This window comes from Limosilactobacillus panis (genome assembly GCF_019797825.1).
Lineage (GTDB): Bacteria > Bacillota > Bacilli > Lactobacillales > Lactobacillaceae > Limosilactobacillus > Limosilactobacillus panis_A.
Window position 1 is genome coordinate 740328 of sequence record NZ_CP081855.1, and the last position, 16236, is coordinate 756563.

The window sequence follows — 16236 nt, forward strand, 5'->3', positions numbered from 1 at the left end:
CTGCACCAGTGGTTACCCATGCACCTAGAAAGGGAGTAGTTTCTATGAAACAGTATCGTGTTATTATTTGGGGACTTGGAAATGTCGGTCGCGCTGCCGTGCGAATGATTGGTGAACGCCAGTCAGTGAAGTTGGTTGCTGCGGTTGATAATGACCCGGAGAAGGTTGGTAAAGATGCTGCCGGGCTATTTGGCTTTCCGGACGTTGGTGTTAAGGTCACGGATTATATCGATGCAGCGCTGAAGCTGGATGCCGATGTAGTCTTAGTATACACGCCGCTTCGTCACGAGCCAAAGACGGGGGGGCCTTTACACCAAGTGCGGAGGACATGGTTAAGGTCTTAAACGCTAAGAAAAACTGTATCACGACCATTCCGCTTTACTACTCACAAGTCACCACTCCGGACCTGTACAAAATGATTAACGATGCCGCTGCAAAGAATGGTGTCACCTTCATGCCGAGTGGTTTACTGCCGGGCTTCTATGCTTCACACCTGCCATTGTACCTTTGTAACTTGGTTGACCATGTTGACCAGCTCACCGTTCAGTCTGGTGAGGACGATCAGAACAACACTTCTTCTTGGGTTAAGGTCTTTGGTTACGGGATGGATCCTGCTAAATTCCCTCAGGATAAGTTAAAGGCCGGCATTGCCGCTTATTACATTGCTGCCGTTTACGAGATGGGCGACCGGTTGGGACTCAAGTTTGATGATGTTAAAGTTACGCACGAGGTATTTACCGCTCCCCAGGATCTTCATCCAAAGGCATTTGGATTGATTAAGAAGGGGACAATGATGGGGCACCGCTTCACCATGAGTGGTTATGTTGGTGGTGAGAAGAAGGTTAGCCTGATTTACGTCCACAAGATTTGCAACGATATTGTTAAGAAACCAGCAATTGATAATCATATCTATATTGCTGGTATTCCAACCATTGATGTTGAGGTCCAGAACATGATCCCACTAGAGGAAAGTTACGTCACGAGTGCGGCACCAAGTGTTGATGTCATCCCCCAGTGTGTTGAAGCCCCCGCAGGCTACCAGCACGTTCTTGATCAACCGACGATGTTACCGTTAGTTTAGTTAAATAATTTTGCTAGTCGGTTGCGGGAAATTCTCACTCATTGTGTGAAGTTGCATAGATATTTAATTATTTTCGTAATTGATGTGTGACTTAGAAAAGTAACGTGGGAAAAACATTGGGGTGTACCTTTGGCTAGTATAGGACCAATCATCGGTACGGCACGGGTCCATCAATATCATGATCATGATGCGCGGCGCTAGACACGTGGGGCACACTTCGACCCGAAGCTAGTCCGTGTTTTCCGCAATTATTGTGTAATATTTGAAAACTGAAAAGGAGGCTGGAAGAAAATTTCGTTTTCTCCCAGCCTCGTTGTTTATTTTAAGATTTTTATTTTAACGCTTGTTCCGCTTCTTTGGGTTGACAACGGGCTTGTTTTCCAAGTCGGTCCGAACAACCAGGACATCGCAGAGGGCAGTCCGAGTAACGTATTCGGTAACGGAACCAATCAGAATCCGTTCAACCGCATTTAGACCGGTAGCCCCGATCATGATTAGGTCAGCACCCATTTCCTTTGGGACATCACGGGCAATGATGGCCTTTGGTGCACCATATTCAATGGAGTAGCTGACGTTCTTAACACCTTGCTTCTTGGCGTATTCAATGTATTGGTCAAGGGTCTTCTTGGCGGTGTCGGTAACCTGTTCAACCATTGAAGTATCGAAGCTTGAAATGTTTTGGAAAGCCCGGGTGTCGACAACGTGCAATAGACGCAGTTCGGCATCTTCCCCGTTCCGCTTAGCAACGGCAACGGCCTTCTTGAAGGCTAATTCAGCTTCCGCAGATCCATCAACTGGAACCAAGATGTGTTTGTATGTTTGTGCCATAATAGTGCCTCCTTAAGCTTGTTTACCTTTATTATACACTTTTCAGACTAGGGGGGTAAAGCAATCTAGCGATACTTTGCGCGGAATTCGCTGGTGATTGAAAAAGCCATCTGGGTCTCTAAAATGCAACCAATCACTACCATTATGACAATGAACGTGACACTATTAGTCCAGGCCGCTACGACGGTAACGATACCAATTATAGTCATGATGATCCCCCAGATTTTAAGCTGACTAGCGACAAACTTACTCTTCAGGGGGTCGAAGATCATAAAGGGCTTATGGAGGTGGGTTAAAAAGAAGGCCCCTTCAAAGAGGGCAATCAGGCCAAAGAGGGTCACAAAAAGCGGTAAAAGCATTATGAAATTCTCCTTATCAGTGTAGAATTTGTGAGAAAAACTTAGAAGAAGCATCGGAGTACATCCTTGGCTAGTATAGGATACGGTACAAGCCGGAGATTCTTCGTAATCGATGGGCTTGCTGCGCGGCGCTAGACACTAACCTGTGGTTTTTCCACGATTATTGTGTAATATTTGAAGACTGAAAGGAGGGTGAGAAAAATGTAGCTTTTTCTCACCCTCTAATTTTGACTATGTACGAAAACTCCGTTGGTGCCGTTAATTGTCATTCAGTGTTGACCTGTATGTTAAACAGGTGGGGCATGGCTGTCCAGTCGCCAACTACCAAGTGAAAAGGCATGTTGTAAAAAGGACAAGACACTAGTCCCAAAGTAAAAAGACTGTAAGGCAAACCTGCGTTTAGACAACGCGTACACTACAGAATTTTCACTATTATCTTAGCATCATTTGGTCAAATAGGCAATCAGTTCGTGGGGTGGTGGTGACCTTTTAGTCCTTGGCGCTGGGCGCGCTTCAGCTGCCAGTACTGGTTACCAAGTGCCTGCTCGAACCGGCCATTTTGTTTTGGCTGGTAGTACTGGGCCCCCTTAATTCGGTCAGGAAGGTACTGCTGAGCGACCCAGTCTTGGGGATGGTCATGGGGAAATTGGTAATCAACCCCGTGACCAAGCTTTACGGCGCCCTTGTAGTGGGCATCCTTGAGATAGGGTGGGATATCGCCGAAGCCGCCTTCCTTTACCTGGGCGAGGGCCTCGTCAATAGCACTAATTCCCGAATTCGATTTCGGTGATAGGCAAAGTTCAATCACCACGTCGGCAAGGGGAATTCGCGCTTCCGGAAGACCAACTTGTTGGGCCACCTGGGCGGCTGTTACCGCCCGCTGGACCGCTGGCATGTTAGCCAACCCGATGTCTTCATAGGCGGTAACCATCAGTCGGCGAACGATCGATGTCAGGTCACCGGCCTCAACTAGCCGAGCCAGGTAGTGGAGAGCCGCATCAACGTCGGACCCCCGAATGGACTTCTGAAAGGCGGAGATAACGTCATAGTGACCATCACCGTTCTTGTCTGCGCTGAGGGCCTTCTTCTGCACGCTCTCTTCGATGATGGGCAGGGTCAGGTGAATTTTACCGTCGGAGCCCGGGTCGGTTGACTTGGCGGCAAGTTCAAGACCATTTAGGACGCTTCGCAGGTCGCCATTAGTTGCCTGAGACAATTCCTCTTCTGCATTGGCCGCGAGGACGATAGGCATTTTGCCAAGCCCGCGCTCCTTGTCCGTCAATGCCCGACCAATCGCTACTTTGATGTCGTTAGGACTCAAGGGGTGGACCGGAAAAATCTGGGCCCGACTGCGGATGGCCGGGTTAATACTGATGTAAGGGTTTTCCGTTGTCGCCCCGATGAGAATGATTCGGCCATTTTCCAGGTGGGGAAGGAGGAAGTCCTGCTTCGCCTTGTCGAGGCGGTGAATTTCATCGAGTAATAGGATGACGGTCCCACTCATTTTGGCTTCTTCGGCAACCACTTGAAGGTCCTTTTTACTATCGGTGGCGGCGTTTAGCTTGCGGAAAGCGTACTTGGTTGACCCGGCAATGGCACTGGCAATACTAGTTTTTCCTGTGCCCGGTGGCCCATAGAGAATCATTGACGAAAGCATTCTGGCCTTGACCATCCGGTAGATAATCTTGCCGGGACCGACGAGGTGCTGTTGGCCCACTACTTCATCGAGCGTTCGGGGACGCATTCGGTATGCTAGTGGTTGCATTTAACGACCCTCCCGGTGAAAGAGACGGTGGAAAAAGCCCCCGTCCTCCTTTTTATTTGATTCTTGCTGGTTATTATCCTGTTGGGGGTAACGCTTTTTAACGTCAACGGGTGACTGGAAAACCGCCTTTTTAGCGGCAACAACAATCGCTAAGGATGCGGGCTCAACTCTATATTCTGGGTCGGTCTTCATCGTAAACTCAGCGCCCGCCTTGGCTGCGGTCTGGATGTAGCCGTGAACCATTTCGTGGGGGAGGTTGCCGTTAACAGATACAAGGTTACCAATCCCTTTCGCTAGTTCAGCTGCTAGTTCAGGTTGCCAATTTTTTTCGTGGAGTTCGGCAACGGAAATAGTTAAGCAGACTCGTTCACGAAAGGTACCTAGGTATTTGCGCTGTTCGTCTGGCTTGATCTTTTTGGCCCCATAGATGCCGTTATCGAGTCGTTGTTGGACAGCAGACTTTTTTTCTTCTACCACTAAAATTCCTCCTTAAAAAGGATATTGTTATTATTGTACCATTAACACAGTGAGAAGCTTAAACAATGAATCAGGAGGGTAAGCAAAATGCAGATTGTAATTTCACCAGCACGAACGATAACTGTTGACGAGGATTCATTTTCCTACCAGGACCTTCCAAAGTACTTGGCCAAAACGACCAAGATTCTTGAGTGGATGCGGAGTCTTAGCTATGATCAACTTCACCAGCTGTGGTGGAATTGTAGTACTCGTTTAGCGGATAAGAACTACCAGTGGCTGCAGAAAATGGACCTAAGGCAGCACCTTACCCCGGCCATCATCGCTTTTACGGGACTTCAGTACCAGCACATGGCACCGGACGTTTTTACTGATGCGGGTTTGGAATATATCCAACAACACCTACGAATTTTGTCCGGTTTTTATGGCCTACTTCGGCCGTTTGATGGAATTGTGCCCTACCGATTGGGGATGGGTGATTGTGCCCATGTTGCAGGAACTAAGAACCTTTACCAGTTTTGGGGTGAGACGCTTGCTAACGACCTGTTTACCAACGATAATTTAGTCTTGGATTTGGCCTCAGCAGAATACGAAAAGGCCATTTTGCCGTATTTAAATAATAACCGTCACTTCGTTAAGTGCCGTTTCGGCGAAGTTATTGATGGTCGAATTAAACAAAAGACTACTCAGGTGAAAATGGCTCGGGGGACGATGGTTCGCTACATTGCGGAAAATCAGATTACTGATTTAGCGGGTGTCAAACAATTCCAGGTTGGTGGTTTTCACTACTACCCGGAGTTGTCCAGTAATGAGGTCCTAGCTTTTGCTCTTAAAAAATTATAACGTCCTAAAAGCTTAGCAGAGTAGTAGCTAATGCTTATTTCTGCATTGCAAAAAGACTTAAATTTAAAAAAATGTCCAAAAAGATGTGATTTAAAACACAAATTAGACTATGATAAAGAGTGAAAGCGGTTAAGTGAATAGTAAGGAGGAATAATTATGGCAATTGTAATTGCAGCGCTGAAGGAGGCCGATGGTGAACACCGGGTTTCTTTGGTACCGAGTGTCGTTAAGAGACTTGTCAAGCAAGGCAATAAGGTCTTAATTGAAAAAGGCGCCGGTGCAAAAGCCAACTTCGCTGATCAGCAGTATGTTGATGCTGGTGCGCAGGTCGTTGACCGGCAAGCGGCAATTGATCAGGCAAACATCGTTACGGTTGTTAACCGTCCGGACGATGACACTTTAGGTAAGCTGAAGGCTGACCAAATGCTTTTAGGACTTTTGTCCTTGTCAGTTGATCATGATGTTGCGAAGAAGTTAGCCGATGCAAGGGTCACGGCATTGTCATTTGAACTACTGCCGCGAACTGTTTCACGGGCCCAGACAATGGATGCCTTGAGTTCACAGTCTTCTGTTTCTGGTTACAAGGCTGCATTGGTTGCTGCCGACCACTTCATGCGTTACTTCCCAATGATGATCACGGCGGCCGGGACCGCCAAGCCAGCTAAGGTCCTTGTCTTAGGGACCGGGGTTGCTGGCCTGCAAGCTATTGGTACTGCCAAGCGACTTGGTGCAATCGTTTCTGGTTACGATGTTCGTCCGGCATCACGGGGTGAAGTTGAATCCTTGGGTGCTAAGTTCCTGACGAGTTCTGTATCTGCTGCCGGTAAGGGTGGTTATGCTCGTCAACTGACGAAGGAAGAACAGCAAAAGCAGCAAGATGAACTTGCTGGCTTCATTGCGGACAGTGACATTGTGATCACAACGGCTCGGGTTCCTGGTAAGAAGCCGCCAATGTTAGTAACTGAAAAGTCGGTTCAAAACGCTAAGCCGGGCTCAATCTTTATCGATATTGCGGCCAGTGAACTCGGCGGTAACGTTGCTGGTTCTAAGCCGGGCGAAGTCGTTACGACTGACAACGGGGCCAAGATCGTCGGTGCCGATAACCTGCCAAGTGAACTGGCCACGAGTGCTTCTGAAATGTACTCAAAGAACATTCAAGCAGTTATTAAGGCCCTCCTTGATAAGGAAGGTAACATCAAGATTGACACGACAGATGATGTTATGTCCGAATTGGTTGCTACTTACCAAGGCAAGATTATTTCCGGTCGGCTTCGTTCACAAATGGGTCTGCCTGAGATTAAGAAGCCAGAACCACAAAAGGATGAAGAAGCTGCTAAGCCTGATGCTAAGGCGCAAAAGTAGAGAAGGGGAGCGATCATATGAGTCAACAATTATATTCTAATTTAGCAATTTTTGTTTTAAGTCTCCTCGTTGGCTTTGAAGTTATGAGCAAGATTCCAGCAACCCTGCAAACGCCAATGATGTCTGGTGCGAACGCCATTCACGGTGTTGTTGTCGTTGGTGCCTTCGTTGTTGCCGCGGAAGCTAATAATTGGGGATTTTATATCCTGGCATTCCTGTGTGCCTTCTTTGCCGCAGTTAACGTTGCCGGTGGCTACACCGTAACTGACCGGATGCTGGGGATGTTTGACCGTCCTAAGGGTGGTAAAGCACCTGCAAAAGATAATAAGCAGGATGGAGGCGAACAATAATGAGTGCCTTACAAACATGTTCTTCTTTGATTTACCTGATTTCAGCTATCTGCTACGTTGTCGGTGTCCACTTGATGCGGTCACCAAAGACGGCCCGGAAAGGTAACGGCCTCTCCTGTGTCGGGATGGCTCTTGCTGTGATTATGATTATCATCACGATTATCGTTGGTGGTAAAATCGACGCTGCCGGTTGGATTGCCCTTGTTGCCGGTCTAGCAATCGGGATTTGTTACGGGGTCGTTAAGGCTCGTAAGGTTAAGATGACCGATGTGCCACAACTGGTATCGCTGTTTAACGCCGTCGGTGGTGGTGCTGCCGCAACAATTGGTGTTTTTGACTACTTACAAGTTGCGGCGGGTACCCGTCTTCAACTGATCTTGTCAATTCCAGTTGTCCTCGACGTTATCATTGGGGGTACGACTTTCTCAGGTTCTTTGATTGCCGCTGGTAAGCTGGCTGGTCACGTTCCAGGTAAGCCAATTACCTTCCCCGGCAGCCGACTTTGCAATGGCTTGGCAATTATTGCCATGATTGTTGGTGCCGTTTGGATGATCGGTTACCCACAAAATTATTGGGCACTTGTTCTGGAATTAGTTGCTGCCTTGGTATTCGGTCTGTTAATGACCTTGCCAATTGGTGGTGCCGACATGCCAGTTGTTGTTTCTCTTTTGAACGCCTTCACCGGTTTAGCGGTTGCCTTTGCCGGGTTCGTTATTGATAACCAAGTTTTGATTATCGCCGGTGCCCTTGTTGGTTCTGCTGGGACGATTTTAACCCTGCAAATGGCCGAAGCAATGAACCGGTCTGTTGCTAACATCCTTGCCGGTGGTTTCGGCGGTGGTGCCAGCGATTCTGGTGCTTCTGATGATATTCCGGTTAATGTTAAGGAAACTTCTGCTGATGATGTTGGCCTGCAATTAGCTTACGCTCACAATGTTATGATCGTTCCTGGTTATGGTTTGGCTGCTGCCCAGGCCCAGCATGAAGTTGCGGAACTGGCTAAGCTCCTCACTGACCATGGGATTAATGTTAACTACGCTATCCACCCGGTTGCCGGACGGATGCCTGGTCACATGAATGTTTTGCTGGCCGATGTTAACGTTCCTTACGAACAAATGAAGCAAATGGATGAAGCTAACTCAATGTTTGAAAACACTGATGTTTCATTGGTTATTGGTGCTAACGATGTTACCAACCCAATGGCCCGGAAGTCCGGTAACGCCATTTCTGGGATGCCAATTCTAGACGTTGATAAGTCGAAGTCCGTTGTTGTCATTAAGCGGTCCATGCACCCTGGTTATGCCGGGATTGCTAACCCACTGTTTAGTGCCGACCAGACCCACATGTTCTTCGCCGATGCTAAGAAGGGGTTGAAGGACATCATTGCAGCTACCAAGGAATACTTGGATGAATAGTTGATAAGCATAAAATGAAGCTATCTATCGGATGGCTTCATTTTTTGTACAAAAAAGCGGCTGGTGAGGAAACAAGATTTCCTCACCAGCCGCTTTTCTAGTGCGCCCGGCATGGGTATTAGCTAGGTGGTGAAAGTCCGCTATGGGCCGTAGTAGTCGGAACCATGAGCTGAGGACAAGGGTGTCCACCGTGAGGTGGAATCTGAAGGAAGTCTAAGGCAAAGTACTGCATCGATGAACAAGAAGTAGCTATAAGGCTGAAATTAACTGGATAAGGCTGCTAGACAAGTTGAAGTCCAATACTACTCGAAGTTGGTCTCAGTAAAGCTAACGATGACATGGTACGAAAGCTAATATTCTTACCCGGGGAGATCTGGCCTACACGTTTCCGACAAGAGGAATAAGTTTAATTCCCACAGAAACAAGCGGTACAGTGATGCAGTGTTGAGTAAGCCAGAAGTCAGCCGAGGTCATAGTAGTTTGAATAATCAGATGAAGGACTGAACGACAATAACTTGTAACTTATATCGGAGGTGTAATCAGGTGCGACAATCGCAGAAAACAGAACAACAAGCTGACCGCTTGTCGAGGATAGGTTTGGAAAACCGAAAGTACACAAGGGCGCGTAGTACCGGTTATGGTGAAGGTAAAGGTATGAGTGTCACTATCCAAGACCTGGTCTTGGATCGCAATAACCTTAATCAGGCTTATTTGCGAGTTAAGAGAAATAAAGGAGCAGCAGGTGTTGACGATATGACAGTCAATGACCTTCTGCCATATCTCAGAGAAAATAAGACGGAACTGATCGCTAGTTTGCGTGAGGGCAAGTATAAACCAGCTCCAGTCAAACGGGTAGAAATTCCGAAGCCTAATGGTGGAGTAAGAAGACTTGGAATACCAACGGTGGTGGACCGAATGGTTCAACAAGCTGTAGCCCAAATTCTTACGCCTATCTTTGAGCGTGTTTTCTCTGATAATAGCTTTGGCTTCCGTCCCCACCGTGGGGCCCATGACGCTATTTCAAAAGTAGTAGATCTTTATAATCAAGGTTATCGAAGAGTTGTCGACTTAGACCTAAAAGCCTATTTTGATAACGTTAATCATGACTTGATGATTAAGTATCTCCAACAATATATTGATGACCCATGGACACTAAGACTCATTCGTAAGTTTCTAACTAGCGGAGTCTTAGACCATGGGCTTTTCGCTAAGAGTGAAAAAGGAACCCCACAAGGAGGGCCATTGTCACCACTACTGGCGAACATCTATCTAAATGAGTTGGACAAAGAGTTGACTAGACGTGGTCACCACTTTGTGCGCTATGCGGATGATTGTAACATCTATGTTAAAAGTCAACGAGCCGGAGAACGAGTAATGCGAAGCATTACCCAGTTTCTAGAAAAGCGCTTGAAAGTTAAAGTGAACCCAGATAAAACCAAAGTCGGTAGCCCGCTACGGTTGAAGTTTCTTGGCTTTTCGTTGGGTGTAGACCACAATGGGGCCTACGCCCGTCCAGCTAAACAATCGCAACAACGAGTAAAGAAAGCACTGAAGTTATTAACTAAACGTAATCGTGGAATATCTCTGACAAGAATGTTTGAAGAAATTCACCGAAAAATGCGTGGGTGGCTTCAGTACTACTCAATTGGGAAACTAACTAACTTTATTCAACGCCTTGACAAGTGGTTGAGGGTCCGAATAAGGCAGTATATTTGGAAGCAATGGAAAAAGTTTAAAACTAAGGTAACTAACTTACAGAAGTTGGGGCTGTTCCAGCATGATGCATATGTCTTCGCTAGTACCCGAAAGGGCTACTGGCGAACTGCACATAGTAAGACCTTGAGCTATTCTCTAACTAATAGAAAACTGGAACAACTCGGACTTATGAATATGTCCAAGACGCTCCAGTCAATTCAATGTGATTAAGTTGTCGAACCGCCGTATACGGAACCGTACGTACGGTGGTGTGAGAGGTCGATAATTGAACTAATCAATTATCTCCTACTCGATTGCACAAGCGAAAAGCACCGCCAAAGCAGTGCTTTTCGTATAAGCAACCATTAAAGATTACTTGTTGTAGAATTCAACGATAAGGGCTTCGTCGATATCAGCATCCATGTCTTCACGGGCAGGAATCCGGTTTAACTTACCTTCCAGCTTATCGGCATCAAAGTCAACGTAAGAAGGACGAGAAACAACCGCATCAACCGCGTTCTTGATGATGTCCAGGTTCTTGGACTTTTCACGAACGGCGATTACTTGGTTAACATCAACTTCATAAGAAGGAATGTCAACCCGCTTGCCATCAACAGTGATGTGGCCGTGGTTAACCAATTGACGAGCTTGACGACGAGTAGTAGCCAAACCAAGACGGTAAACCATGTTGTCAAGACGACGTTCCAGCAATGCCATGAAGTTAGCACCGTGGGTACCTTCCTTGATCTTACCGGCACGTAAGAAGAGGTTGTAGAATTGACGTTCAGTCATTCCGTACATGAAACGAAGCTTTTGCTTTTCACGAAGTTGCGTACCATATTCAGAAAGCTTACCGTGACGGTCACGACCGTGGTCGCCAGGAGCGTATGGACGACGAGCTAATTCCTTACCAGTACCTGAAAGTGAAACGCCAAGGCGACGTGATACACGCCAACTTGGACCAGTATAACGAGACATAAATAAATTCCTCCAATAAATTTTCTTGGAGTAAAATAATCCGATTGTGAGCTTGACATTCGTGCAGGCTGATTTGAATTTTTCACCCTTGCAGCTGGGTTACTAAAAACGCCGTTGGGCACCAGTCTGTTGACGAGCTTGCTCCTCACTGCTGCATTATTTTACACAAAGAATAGTTTACCATGTCTGACCACCGCTAGTCAATGCTTTTGACCACAATTGCGGCTACATCAATAAGAAATTTGGTCAGGTCGTCATCAAAACGGCCCTTGACCGGGGCATCAATGTCAAAGACACCAATCAGTTTACCATCCATAACGAGGGGAACAACGAGTTCAGACTGCGAATCGGCATCACAAGAGATGTAACCAGGGAACCTACTGACGTCTTCAACGTTAACCATGTGGCGATGCTGAGCAGCGGTTCCGCATACCCCATGGCCCGGCTTAATGTGCATGCAAGCAACGTTACCCTGAAACGGTCCGAGAAAGAGGTCATCTTTATCATGGTCGTAAAGGTAGAATCCCACCCAGTTAAGCTGGGAAACTACTTGGTTAACCAGGGCGCTGGTATTGGCCATGACAGTGATTGACTGGTGTTCACCAGCTAACAGGGCTGATAATTGTTGCAAAATTAGTTTAAAATCTGTCAATGCTTATAACTCCTTTGTAATTACTGCCAGCAATCAATAGTGATTATGGTATAATTTTAGCTAGAAGTTTATGGCCAAAATGGCGAATTTGTCAATTTTGACCAAATAATTAGGTGGGGAAATTGATGTTTCAAATTTTAATCGCAGTTTTAGTTGTCATCTTAGTATTATTGATTGGAATTAGCTGGTTTCAACACCGGGCAATTAGCCAAATCAAGGAGTTGCAGGCCGTTGGTGACCACTTGAAGAAGGAAGACCTTGCTAGTCAATTGGCGCAGGGAAAAAAGATGCAACTGATTGGTGATGCTAAGGAAACCTTTAATAGGCTAGAGAAAAAGTACCAAGAGGAGCTGATCCCACAGCTTAAGCAGGTAGAGACACGCGGCAAGGAATTACAGGCTGCGGTTAAGACCAGCCAACTGCTTACCATCAATTCAGCAATCAACGATTACCGGACCCTGGTTGGCCGGATCAGTAATGAAGCACAAAAAATTCAAAAGACCTTACAGGACCTTCAACAACAAGAACAGCGGCACCACCAGGCAATTGATCACCTGCGTCGGCAGTACCGTCATTTTCACCAGCAGCTGGATGAAAAGAACTTTGAATACGGGGATACCATTAAGAAACTGAGCCAGCAACTTAATGACCTGGAACAACGGTTTGCGAAGTTTGTTGATCTTACTAATAAAGGAGACTTGGAAGCGGCCCAGGAAATTCTCTCTGAATTACAAAACGATAACCAAAAGTTTGATCACCTTTTAAAGACAGTTCCCAAACTATATAAGCCATTGGTCACCGAGTTTCCAGACCAACTGGATGAATTGCAAAAGGGTTACGCTACCTTAAAGAAGGACCACTTTAACTTCACTGAGCAGAAGCTGGATATTAAGATTGAACAGCTACAGGAAAAATTGAAGCAAACGGTTGTCCAGCTGAATGACTTAGAAATTGATATCGTTACCCAGTCAAATAAGGATCTGGCTGACGAAATTGATAGTCTCTATGGGGTAATGCAAAAGGAAATTGATGCTCAGCCGGAAGCCAAGCACCTGATGGATGTGATGGGCCAATTTATCCCCCATGCTCAACACCAGAATGAAGAATTAATTGCTGAGCTGCGGCGATTAAACCTCAGTTATACTTTTAACAACAATGAGATTGAAGCGGCCCGGCAATTAAATGAGCAGATTAAGACCATCAACAAGCAGTTCCAAGAGGACCAGAAGGCTTTTGCTGATCAGACCGTGATTTATAGTCAGGTTGTTGACCGGCAAAAGGCTAACCAAAAGGAACTCACGACGGTTGAGGAGAAGCAGAAAAAAATTAACGACGAGGTTGCCAAACTGCAAACTGATGAACAGCGGGCACGCAAGATGTTGCAGAAATATTCAGTAGACCTGCGGACAATTAAGCGCCAAGTTGAGCAGTTGAATTTGCCGGGCGTTTCCCAGGACTACGTGGACTACTTTATGGGCGTTAGCGATGAGGTTAAAAAGCTAAACGCCGAATTGCATGAGTACAAGATCAATATGGATGATGTCACTAAGCAACTGATCATGGTTGAGTCCGACTTGGAAAGCCTTCAAGTGAAGACCAACGACTTACGTGATAGTGCAGAATTAACGGAACGGCTTCTTCAGTATGCTAACCGCTTCTCTGATAATGAGGAGATTGAAAAGGCAGCGGAAAAATCACAAAAGTTCTTTAGCAAGTATGAATATACCAAGAGCCTTGAGGCCATCGGTACGGCCCTTGAGAAAGTTGAGCCGGGTTCGTTCAAGCGGATTGAGGACAGCTATTACAGTGAAAATAATTAATTGATTGGACCAGGGACAAAAGATTTTGCCTCTGGTCTTTTTTTGCTATAATATAAAGTTGCTTTAAGAAAGTGTCGAACCAACCTGTCAGCGATTATTTGCTGGCTACTGACCATCAGATTATATTGTCAGAGGAGCAGAGTGATGATCTATTTCGATAATAGTGCAACGACGAAGATTTCTCCGGAAGTCTTAGCAACGTACGATACAGTTAGTCAAAAGATTTGGGGTAACCCAAGCAGTTTGCATAATTTTGGTGAAGAAGCCTGGAATCTGCTTGAACAAGCCCGTCAGCAAGTGGCCAAGCTCTTTGGAGTCAAGACGAGCGAGATTATTTTTACCAGCGGTGGCTCTGAGGGCGATAACTGGGTGATTAAGGGGACGGCCTTTGCCAAGCGTCGTTTTGGTAAGCATATTATCACAACGGCAGTGGAGCACGCGGCGGTACGGAACTCAATGGCCCAATTAGAAGAGCTGGGCTTCAATGTGACCTACTTGCCAGTTGATAGTGAAGGACGGATTAATCCGGCAGATGTGAAGGCCGCCCTTCGTCCAGATACAATCCTAGTATCAATCATGGCCGTCAACAATGAGATTGGGACGGTTCAGCCAATTAAAGAAGTTGGTGAGATTCTGAAGGACTATCCTAACGTCCACTACATGGTTGATGCGGTGCAGGCAATCGGCAAGGGCCTCGACAGTGCGATTTTCAGTGACCGGGTGGACTTTGCCACCTTCTCCGGGCATAAGTTCCATGCGCCCCGGGGCACTGGCTTTGTTTACATGAAGAGTGGCCGAAAAATTGCGCCGTTGATCTCCGGTGGGGGCCAGGAACGGACCCTACGGAGTGGAACAGAGAATACCCCGGGTGACGTTGCAATGGCCCGGGCCATCCGTCTTGTAAAGGAAAACGAGCAACGGGCGGTTCAGCAAGAGCAGGCAATCAAAGAGCGGATCTACGACCACCTGAAGAAGTTTGATCATGTTAAGATTTTTTCTGGCCGTGACCAGGGCTTTGCCCCCCACATTCTCTGCTTTGCGATTGTCGGTGTCCGGGGAGAAACGATTGTTCACGCCTTTGAGGAACAAGGTATCTACATTTCCACGACCAGCGCTTGTTCTTCCAAGAAGCATGCAGAGGCGGGGACACTAGCCGCAATGAAGGCGCCGGAAAACGAGGCAACGAGTGCGGTCCGCATCAGTCTTGGTGACCAAAATACCATCGAAGAAGCTGACAAATTCAACCAGGTCTTTGACAACCTTTATGCCGGCTTCAAGAAGATTATTGACTAGTAGGAAGGAGGAGATTAAGTGCAGTACACAGAAATTATGGTTCGGTATGGGGAACTGTCCACCAAGGGACGCAACAAAAAGTCCTTTATTGACCGTCTCGGGACGAACGTTCGTCATGCCCTCCACCAATTTGACCAGGTCAAGGTTCACGCTCAGCAAGATCGCTTGCACGTTCAACTGAATGGGGCCGACTATGACCAGGTAATGAAGCAGTTAAAGAATGTTTTCGGTATCCAAACCTTCTCCCCATCAATCAAGGTGGCAAAGGACTTTGCCGCGGTTGCCAAAGCCGCTGAGGAGATGGTAGAAGAGCAGGTTGACCACCCAATCACCTTTAAGATTGAAACCCGGCGGTCTGACCACCACTTCCCAATCGATACCTTTGAAATGAACGATAAACTTGGTGGGGACCTCTTGCATAAGTTCCCCGACAAGTTGAAGGTTGATGTTCACCATCCCGGCCTCACTATCCGTGTCGAGATTCGCTTGAACGGTATTTTCCTGTCCAGTGAAACCATCAAGGGGGCCGGTGGCTTACCAGTCGGTACGGCCGGAAAGGGTATGATGATGCTTTCCGGTGGGATTGACTCCCCAGTAGCGGCCTACCTTGGCATGAAGCGGGGCGTTTCCATGGAGATGGTTCACTTCTTCAGTCCGCCGTACACTAGTCCCCAAGCTCTGGCCAAGGCCAAGCAGCTAACGGAAAAGCTGGCTAAGTACTGTGGCCACATCAAGTTTATCCAAGTGCCGTTTACCGAGATTCAGGAAACGGTCAAGGAGAAGGTGCCGGAGGGATACCTAATGACCATCCAGCGGCGGATGATGCTTCGCTTGGCAACGGCCTTAATGGAGAAACGACACGGCCTCGCAATCTTTAACGGTGAGTCGCTAGGGCAGGTGGCCTCCCAGACAATGGAGAGTATGCTGGCAATTGAGGACGTGACTAATTATCCAGTATTGCGACCAGTCCTGTCTTTTGATAAGACCGAAATTATCAAGATTGCTAAAGAAATTGATACTTATGACCTGTCAATCTTGCCGTACGAAGACTGCTGTACCGTTTTCACGCCACCGTCGCCCAAGACGAAGCCAAGTGTTAAGAAGGCTCGTAAGTACGAGCAGCACTTAGACATTGATGGCTTAATTCAACGTTCACTAGATGGGGTGAAGATCACTGATATTCATCCTGGTGAGGATTTCTTGAACCAAAACGAGGACGTCTTTGCGGAATTACTGTAAAACAGTCCTTGACGGCCAGGAATTATTTAGCTATGATATAAGCATAATAAGCATTGACCGAAATAGTAATGAACGCGGCAGA

16 protein-coding genes and 1 other annotated feature (1 of these 17 cut by a window edge) are annotated in these 16236 nt (G+C 46.9%); of the genes, 10 read left to right on the forward strand and 6 right to left on the reverse strand.

Going from position 1 to position 16236, the window contains the following annotated elements; genetic code table 11:
• Positions 1-44: 44 nt before the first annotated feature.
• Together KZE55_RS03445 and KZE55_RS03450 are read left to right on the forward strand one after the other, a co-directional pair.
• Positions 45-344, forward strand: coding sequence for a hypothetical protein (locus tag KZE55_RS03445; RefSeq protein WP_222259305.1), 300 nt, complete (start codon positions 45-47; stop codon positions 342-344).
• On the forward strand, positions 329-1081 hold the full coding sequence (locus KZE55_RS03450; RefSeq protein WP_222259307.1) for a hypothetical protein: 753 nt from the start codon (positions 329-331) through the stop codon (positions 1079-1081). Before KZE55_RS03445 ends, KZE55_RS03450 begins: the two co-directional genes overlap by 16 nt.
• Positions 1082-1417: 336 nt before the next feature.
• On the opposite strand, the gene KZE55_RS03455 is transcribed toward KZE55_RS03450, so the two are convergent.
• From KZE55_RS03455 to KZE55_RS03470, 4 genes are all read right to left on the reverse strand, one after another.
• On the reverse strand, positions 1418-1909 hold the full coding sequence (locus tag KZE55_RS03455) for a universal stress protein (protein WP_222259309.1): 492 nt from the start codon (positions 1907-1909) through the stop codon (positions 1418-1420).
• Between the two features lie 65 nt (positions 1910-1974).
• On the reverse strand, positions 1975-2268 hold the full coding sequence (locus tag KZE55_RS03460; RefSeq protein ID WP_222259311.1) for a hypothetical protein: 294 nt from the start codon (positions 2266-2268) through the stop codon (positions 1975-1977).
• A gap of 463 nt (positions 2269-2731) precedes the next feature.
• A complete protein-coding gene (locus tag KZE55_RS03465) occupies positions 2732-4033 on the reverse strand; it encodes a replication-associated recombination protein A (RefSeq protein WP_222259313.1) in 1302 nt (433 codons plus the stop codon).
• The gene (locus KZE55_RS03470; RefSeq protein ID WP_222259314.1) at positions 4034-4510 is read right to left on the reverse strand and encodes a YueI family protein; all 477 of its coding nucleotides are present in this window, start codon (positions 4508-4510) and stop codon (positions 4034-4036) included.
• 87 nt (positions 4511-4597) lie between these two features.
• Between KZE55_RS03470 and yaaA the strand changes: the two genes are divergently transcribed.
• The 5 genes from yaaA to ltrA all read left to right on the forward strand — a co-directional run bounded on the left by yaaA (position 4598) and on the right by ltrA (position 10403).
• Positions 4598-5350, forward strand: a complete 753-nt coding sequence (yaaA, locus tag KZE55_RS03475) for a peroxide stress protein YaaA (protein ID WP_222259316.1) — start codon at positions 4598-4600, stop codon at positions 5348-5350.
• 156 nt (positions 5351-5506) lie between these two features.
• A complete protein-coding gene (locus tag KZE55_RS03480; protein WP_222259318.1) occupies positions 5507-6712 on the forward strand; it encodes an NAD(P) transhydrogenase subunit alpha in 1206 nt (401 codons plus the stop codon).
• A gap of 17 nt (positions 6713-6729) precedes the next feature.
• Positions 6730-7062, forward strand: coding sequence for an NAD(P) transhydrogenase subunit alpha part 2 (locus KZE55_RS03485; RefSeq protein WP_047769794.1), 333 nt, complete (start codon positions 6730-6732; stop codon positions 7060-7062).
• Positions 7062-8477 (forward strand): NAD(P)(+) transhydrogenase (Re/Si-specific) subunit beta, encoded by a 1416-nt coding sequence (locus KZE55_RS03490; protein ID WP_222259320.1) that lies wholly within the window; start codon positions 7062-7064, stop codon positions 8475-8477. Before KZE55_RS03485 ends, KZE55_RS03490 begins: the two co-directional genes overlap by 1 nt.
• 543 nt (positions 8478-9020) lie before the next feature.
• Positions 9021-10403: a group II intron reverse transcriptase/maturase gene (ltrA, locus tag KZE55_RS03495; protein ID WP_222259321.1), complete on the forward strand. Its 1383-nt coding sequence runs from the start codon at positions 9021-9023 to the stop codon at positions 10401-10403.
• Positions 10404-10544: 141 nt separating this feature from the next.
• On the opposite strand, the gene rpsD is transcribed toward ltrA, so the two are convergent.
• Together rpsD and KZE55_RS03505 are read right to left on the reverse strand one after the other, a co-directional pair.
• Positions 10545-11150, reverse strand: coding sequence for a 30S ribosomal protein S4 (gene rpsD, locus KZE55_RS03500; RefSeq protein WP_047769789.1), 606 nt, complete (start codon positions 11148-11150; stop codon positions 10545-10547).
• A 196-nt stretch (positions 11151-11346) separates the two neighbouring features.
• Complete coding sequence (locus KZE55_RS03505; protein WP_222259323.1) at positions 11347-11802, reverse strand: GAF domain-containing protein; 456 nt, start codon at positions 11800-11802, stop codon at positions 11347-11349.
• Positions 11803-11927: 125 nt separating this feature from the next.
• On the opposite strand from KZE55_RS03505, the gene ezrA reads away from it, so the two are divergent.
• The 3 genes from ezrA (at position 11928) to thiI (ending at position 16154) form a co-directional block, all read left to right on the forward strand.
• Entirely contained in the window at positions 11928-13622 is a 1695-nt protein-coding gene (gene ezrA / locus KZE55_RS03510; RefSeq protein WP_261313299.1) for a septation ring formation regulator EzrA, read from the forward strand.
• A 144-nt stretch (positions 13623-13766) separates the two neighbouring features.
• Positions 13767-14915: a cysteine desulfurase family protein gene (locus KZE55_RS03515; RefSeq protein WP_222259326.1), complete on the forward strand. Its 1149-nt coding sequence runs from the start codon at positions 13767-13769 to the stop codon at positions 14913-14915.
• A gap of 18 nt (positions 14916-14933) precedes the next feature.
• Positions 14934-16154 carry a tRNA uracil 4-sulfurtransferase ThiI gene (gene thiI / locus KZE55_RS03520; protein WP_222259328.1) on the forward strand — a complete coding sequence of 407 codons (1221 nt, stop codon included), beginning with the start codon at positions 14934-14936 and terminating at the stop codon, positions 16152-16154.
• Between the two features lie 44 nt (positions 16155-16198).
• Positions 16199-16236 (forward strand) — a binding site (T-box leader); it runs 178 nt beyond the window's last position.

Bases quoted from the DNA above. Each gene is read 5' to 3' on its own strand.
- KZE55_RS03445 (WP_222259305.1), top strand. From the start codon at position 45: ATGAAACAGTATCGTGTTATTATTTGGGGACTTGGAAATGTCGGTCGC.
- KZE55_RS03450 (WP_222259307.1), top strand. From the start codon at position 329: ATGGTTAAGGTCTTAAACGCTAAGAAAAACTGTATCACGACCATTCCG.
- KZE55_RS03455 (WP_222259309.1), bottom strand. From the start codon at position 1,909: ATGGCACAAACATACAAACACATCTTGGTTCCAGTTGATGGATCTGCG.
- KZE55_RS03460 (WP_222259311.1), bottom strand. From the start codon at position 2,268: ATGCTTTTACCGCTTTTTGTGACCCTCTTTGGCCTGATTGCCCTCTTT.
- KZE55_RS03465 (WP_222259313.1), bottom strand. From the start codon at position 4,033: ATGCAACCACTAGCATACCGAATGCGTCCCCGAACGCTCGATGAAGTA.
- yaaA (WP_222259316.1), top strand. From the start codon at position 4,598: ATGCAGATTGTAATTTCACCAGCACGAACGATAACTGTTGACGAGGAT.
- KZE55_RS03480 (WP_222259318.1), top strand. From the start codon at position 5,507: ATGGCAATTGTAATTGCAGCGCTGAAGGAGGCCGATGGTGAACACCGG.
- KZE55_RS03485 (WP_047769794.1), top strand. From the start codon at position 6,730: ATGAGTCAACAATTATATTCTAATTTAGCAATTTTTGTTTTAAGTCTC.
- KZE55_RS03490 (WP_222259320.1), top strand. From the start codon at position 7,062: ATGAGTGCCTTACAAACATGTTCTTCTTTGATTTACCTGATTTCAGCT.
- rpsD (WP_047769789.1), bottom strand. From the start codon at position 11,150: ATGTCTCGTTATACTGGTCCAAGTTGGCGTGTATCACGTCGCCTTGGC.
- ezrA (WP_261313299.1), top strand. From the start codon at position 11,928: ATGTTTCAAATTTTAATCGCAGTTTTAGTTGTCATCTTAGTATTATTG.
- KZE55_RS03515 (WP_222259326.1), top strand. From the start codon at position 13,767: ATGATCTATTTCGATAATAGTGCAACGACGAAGATTTCTCCGGAAGTC.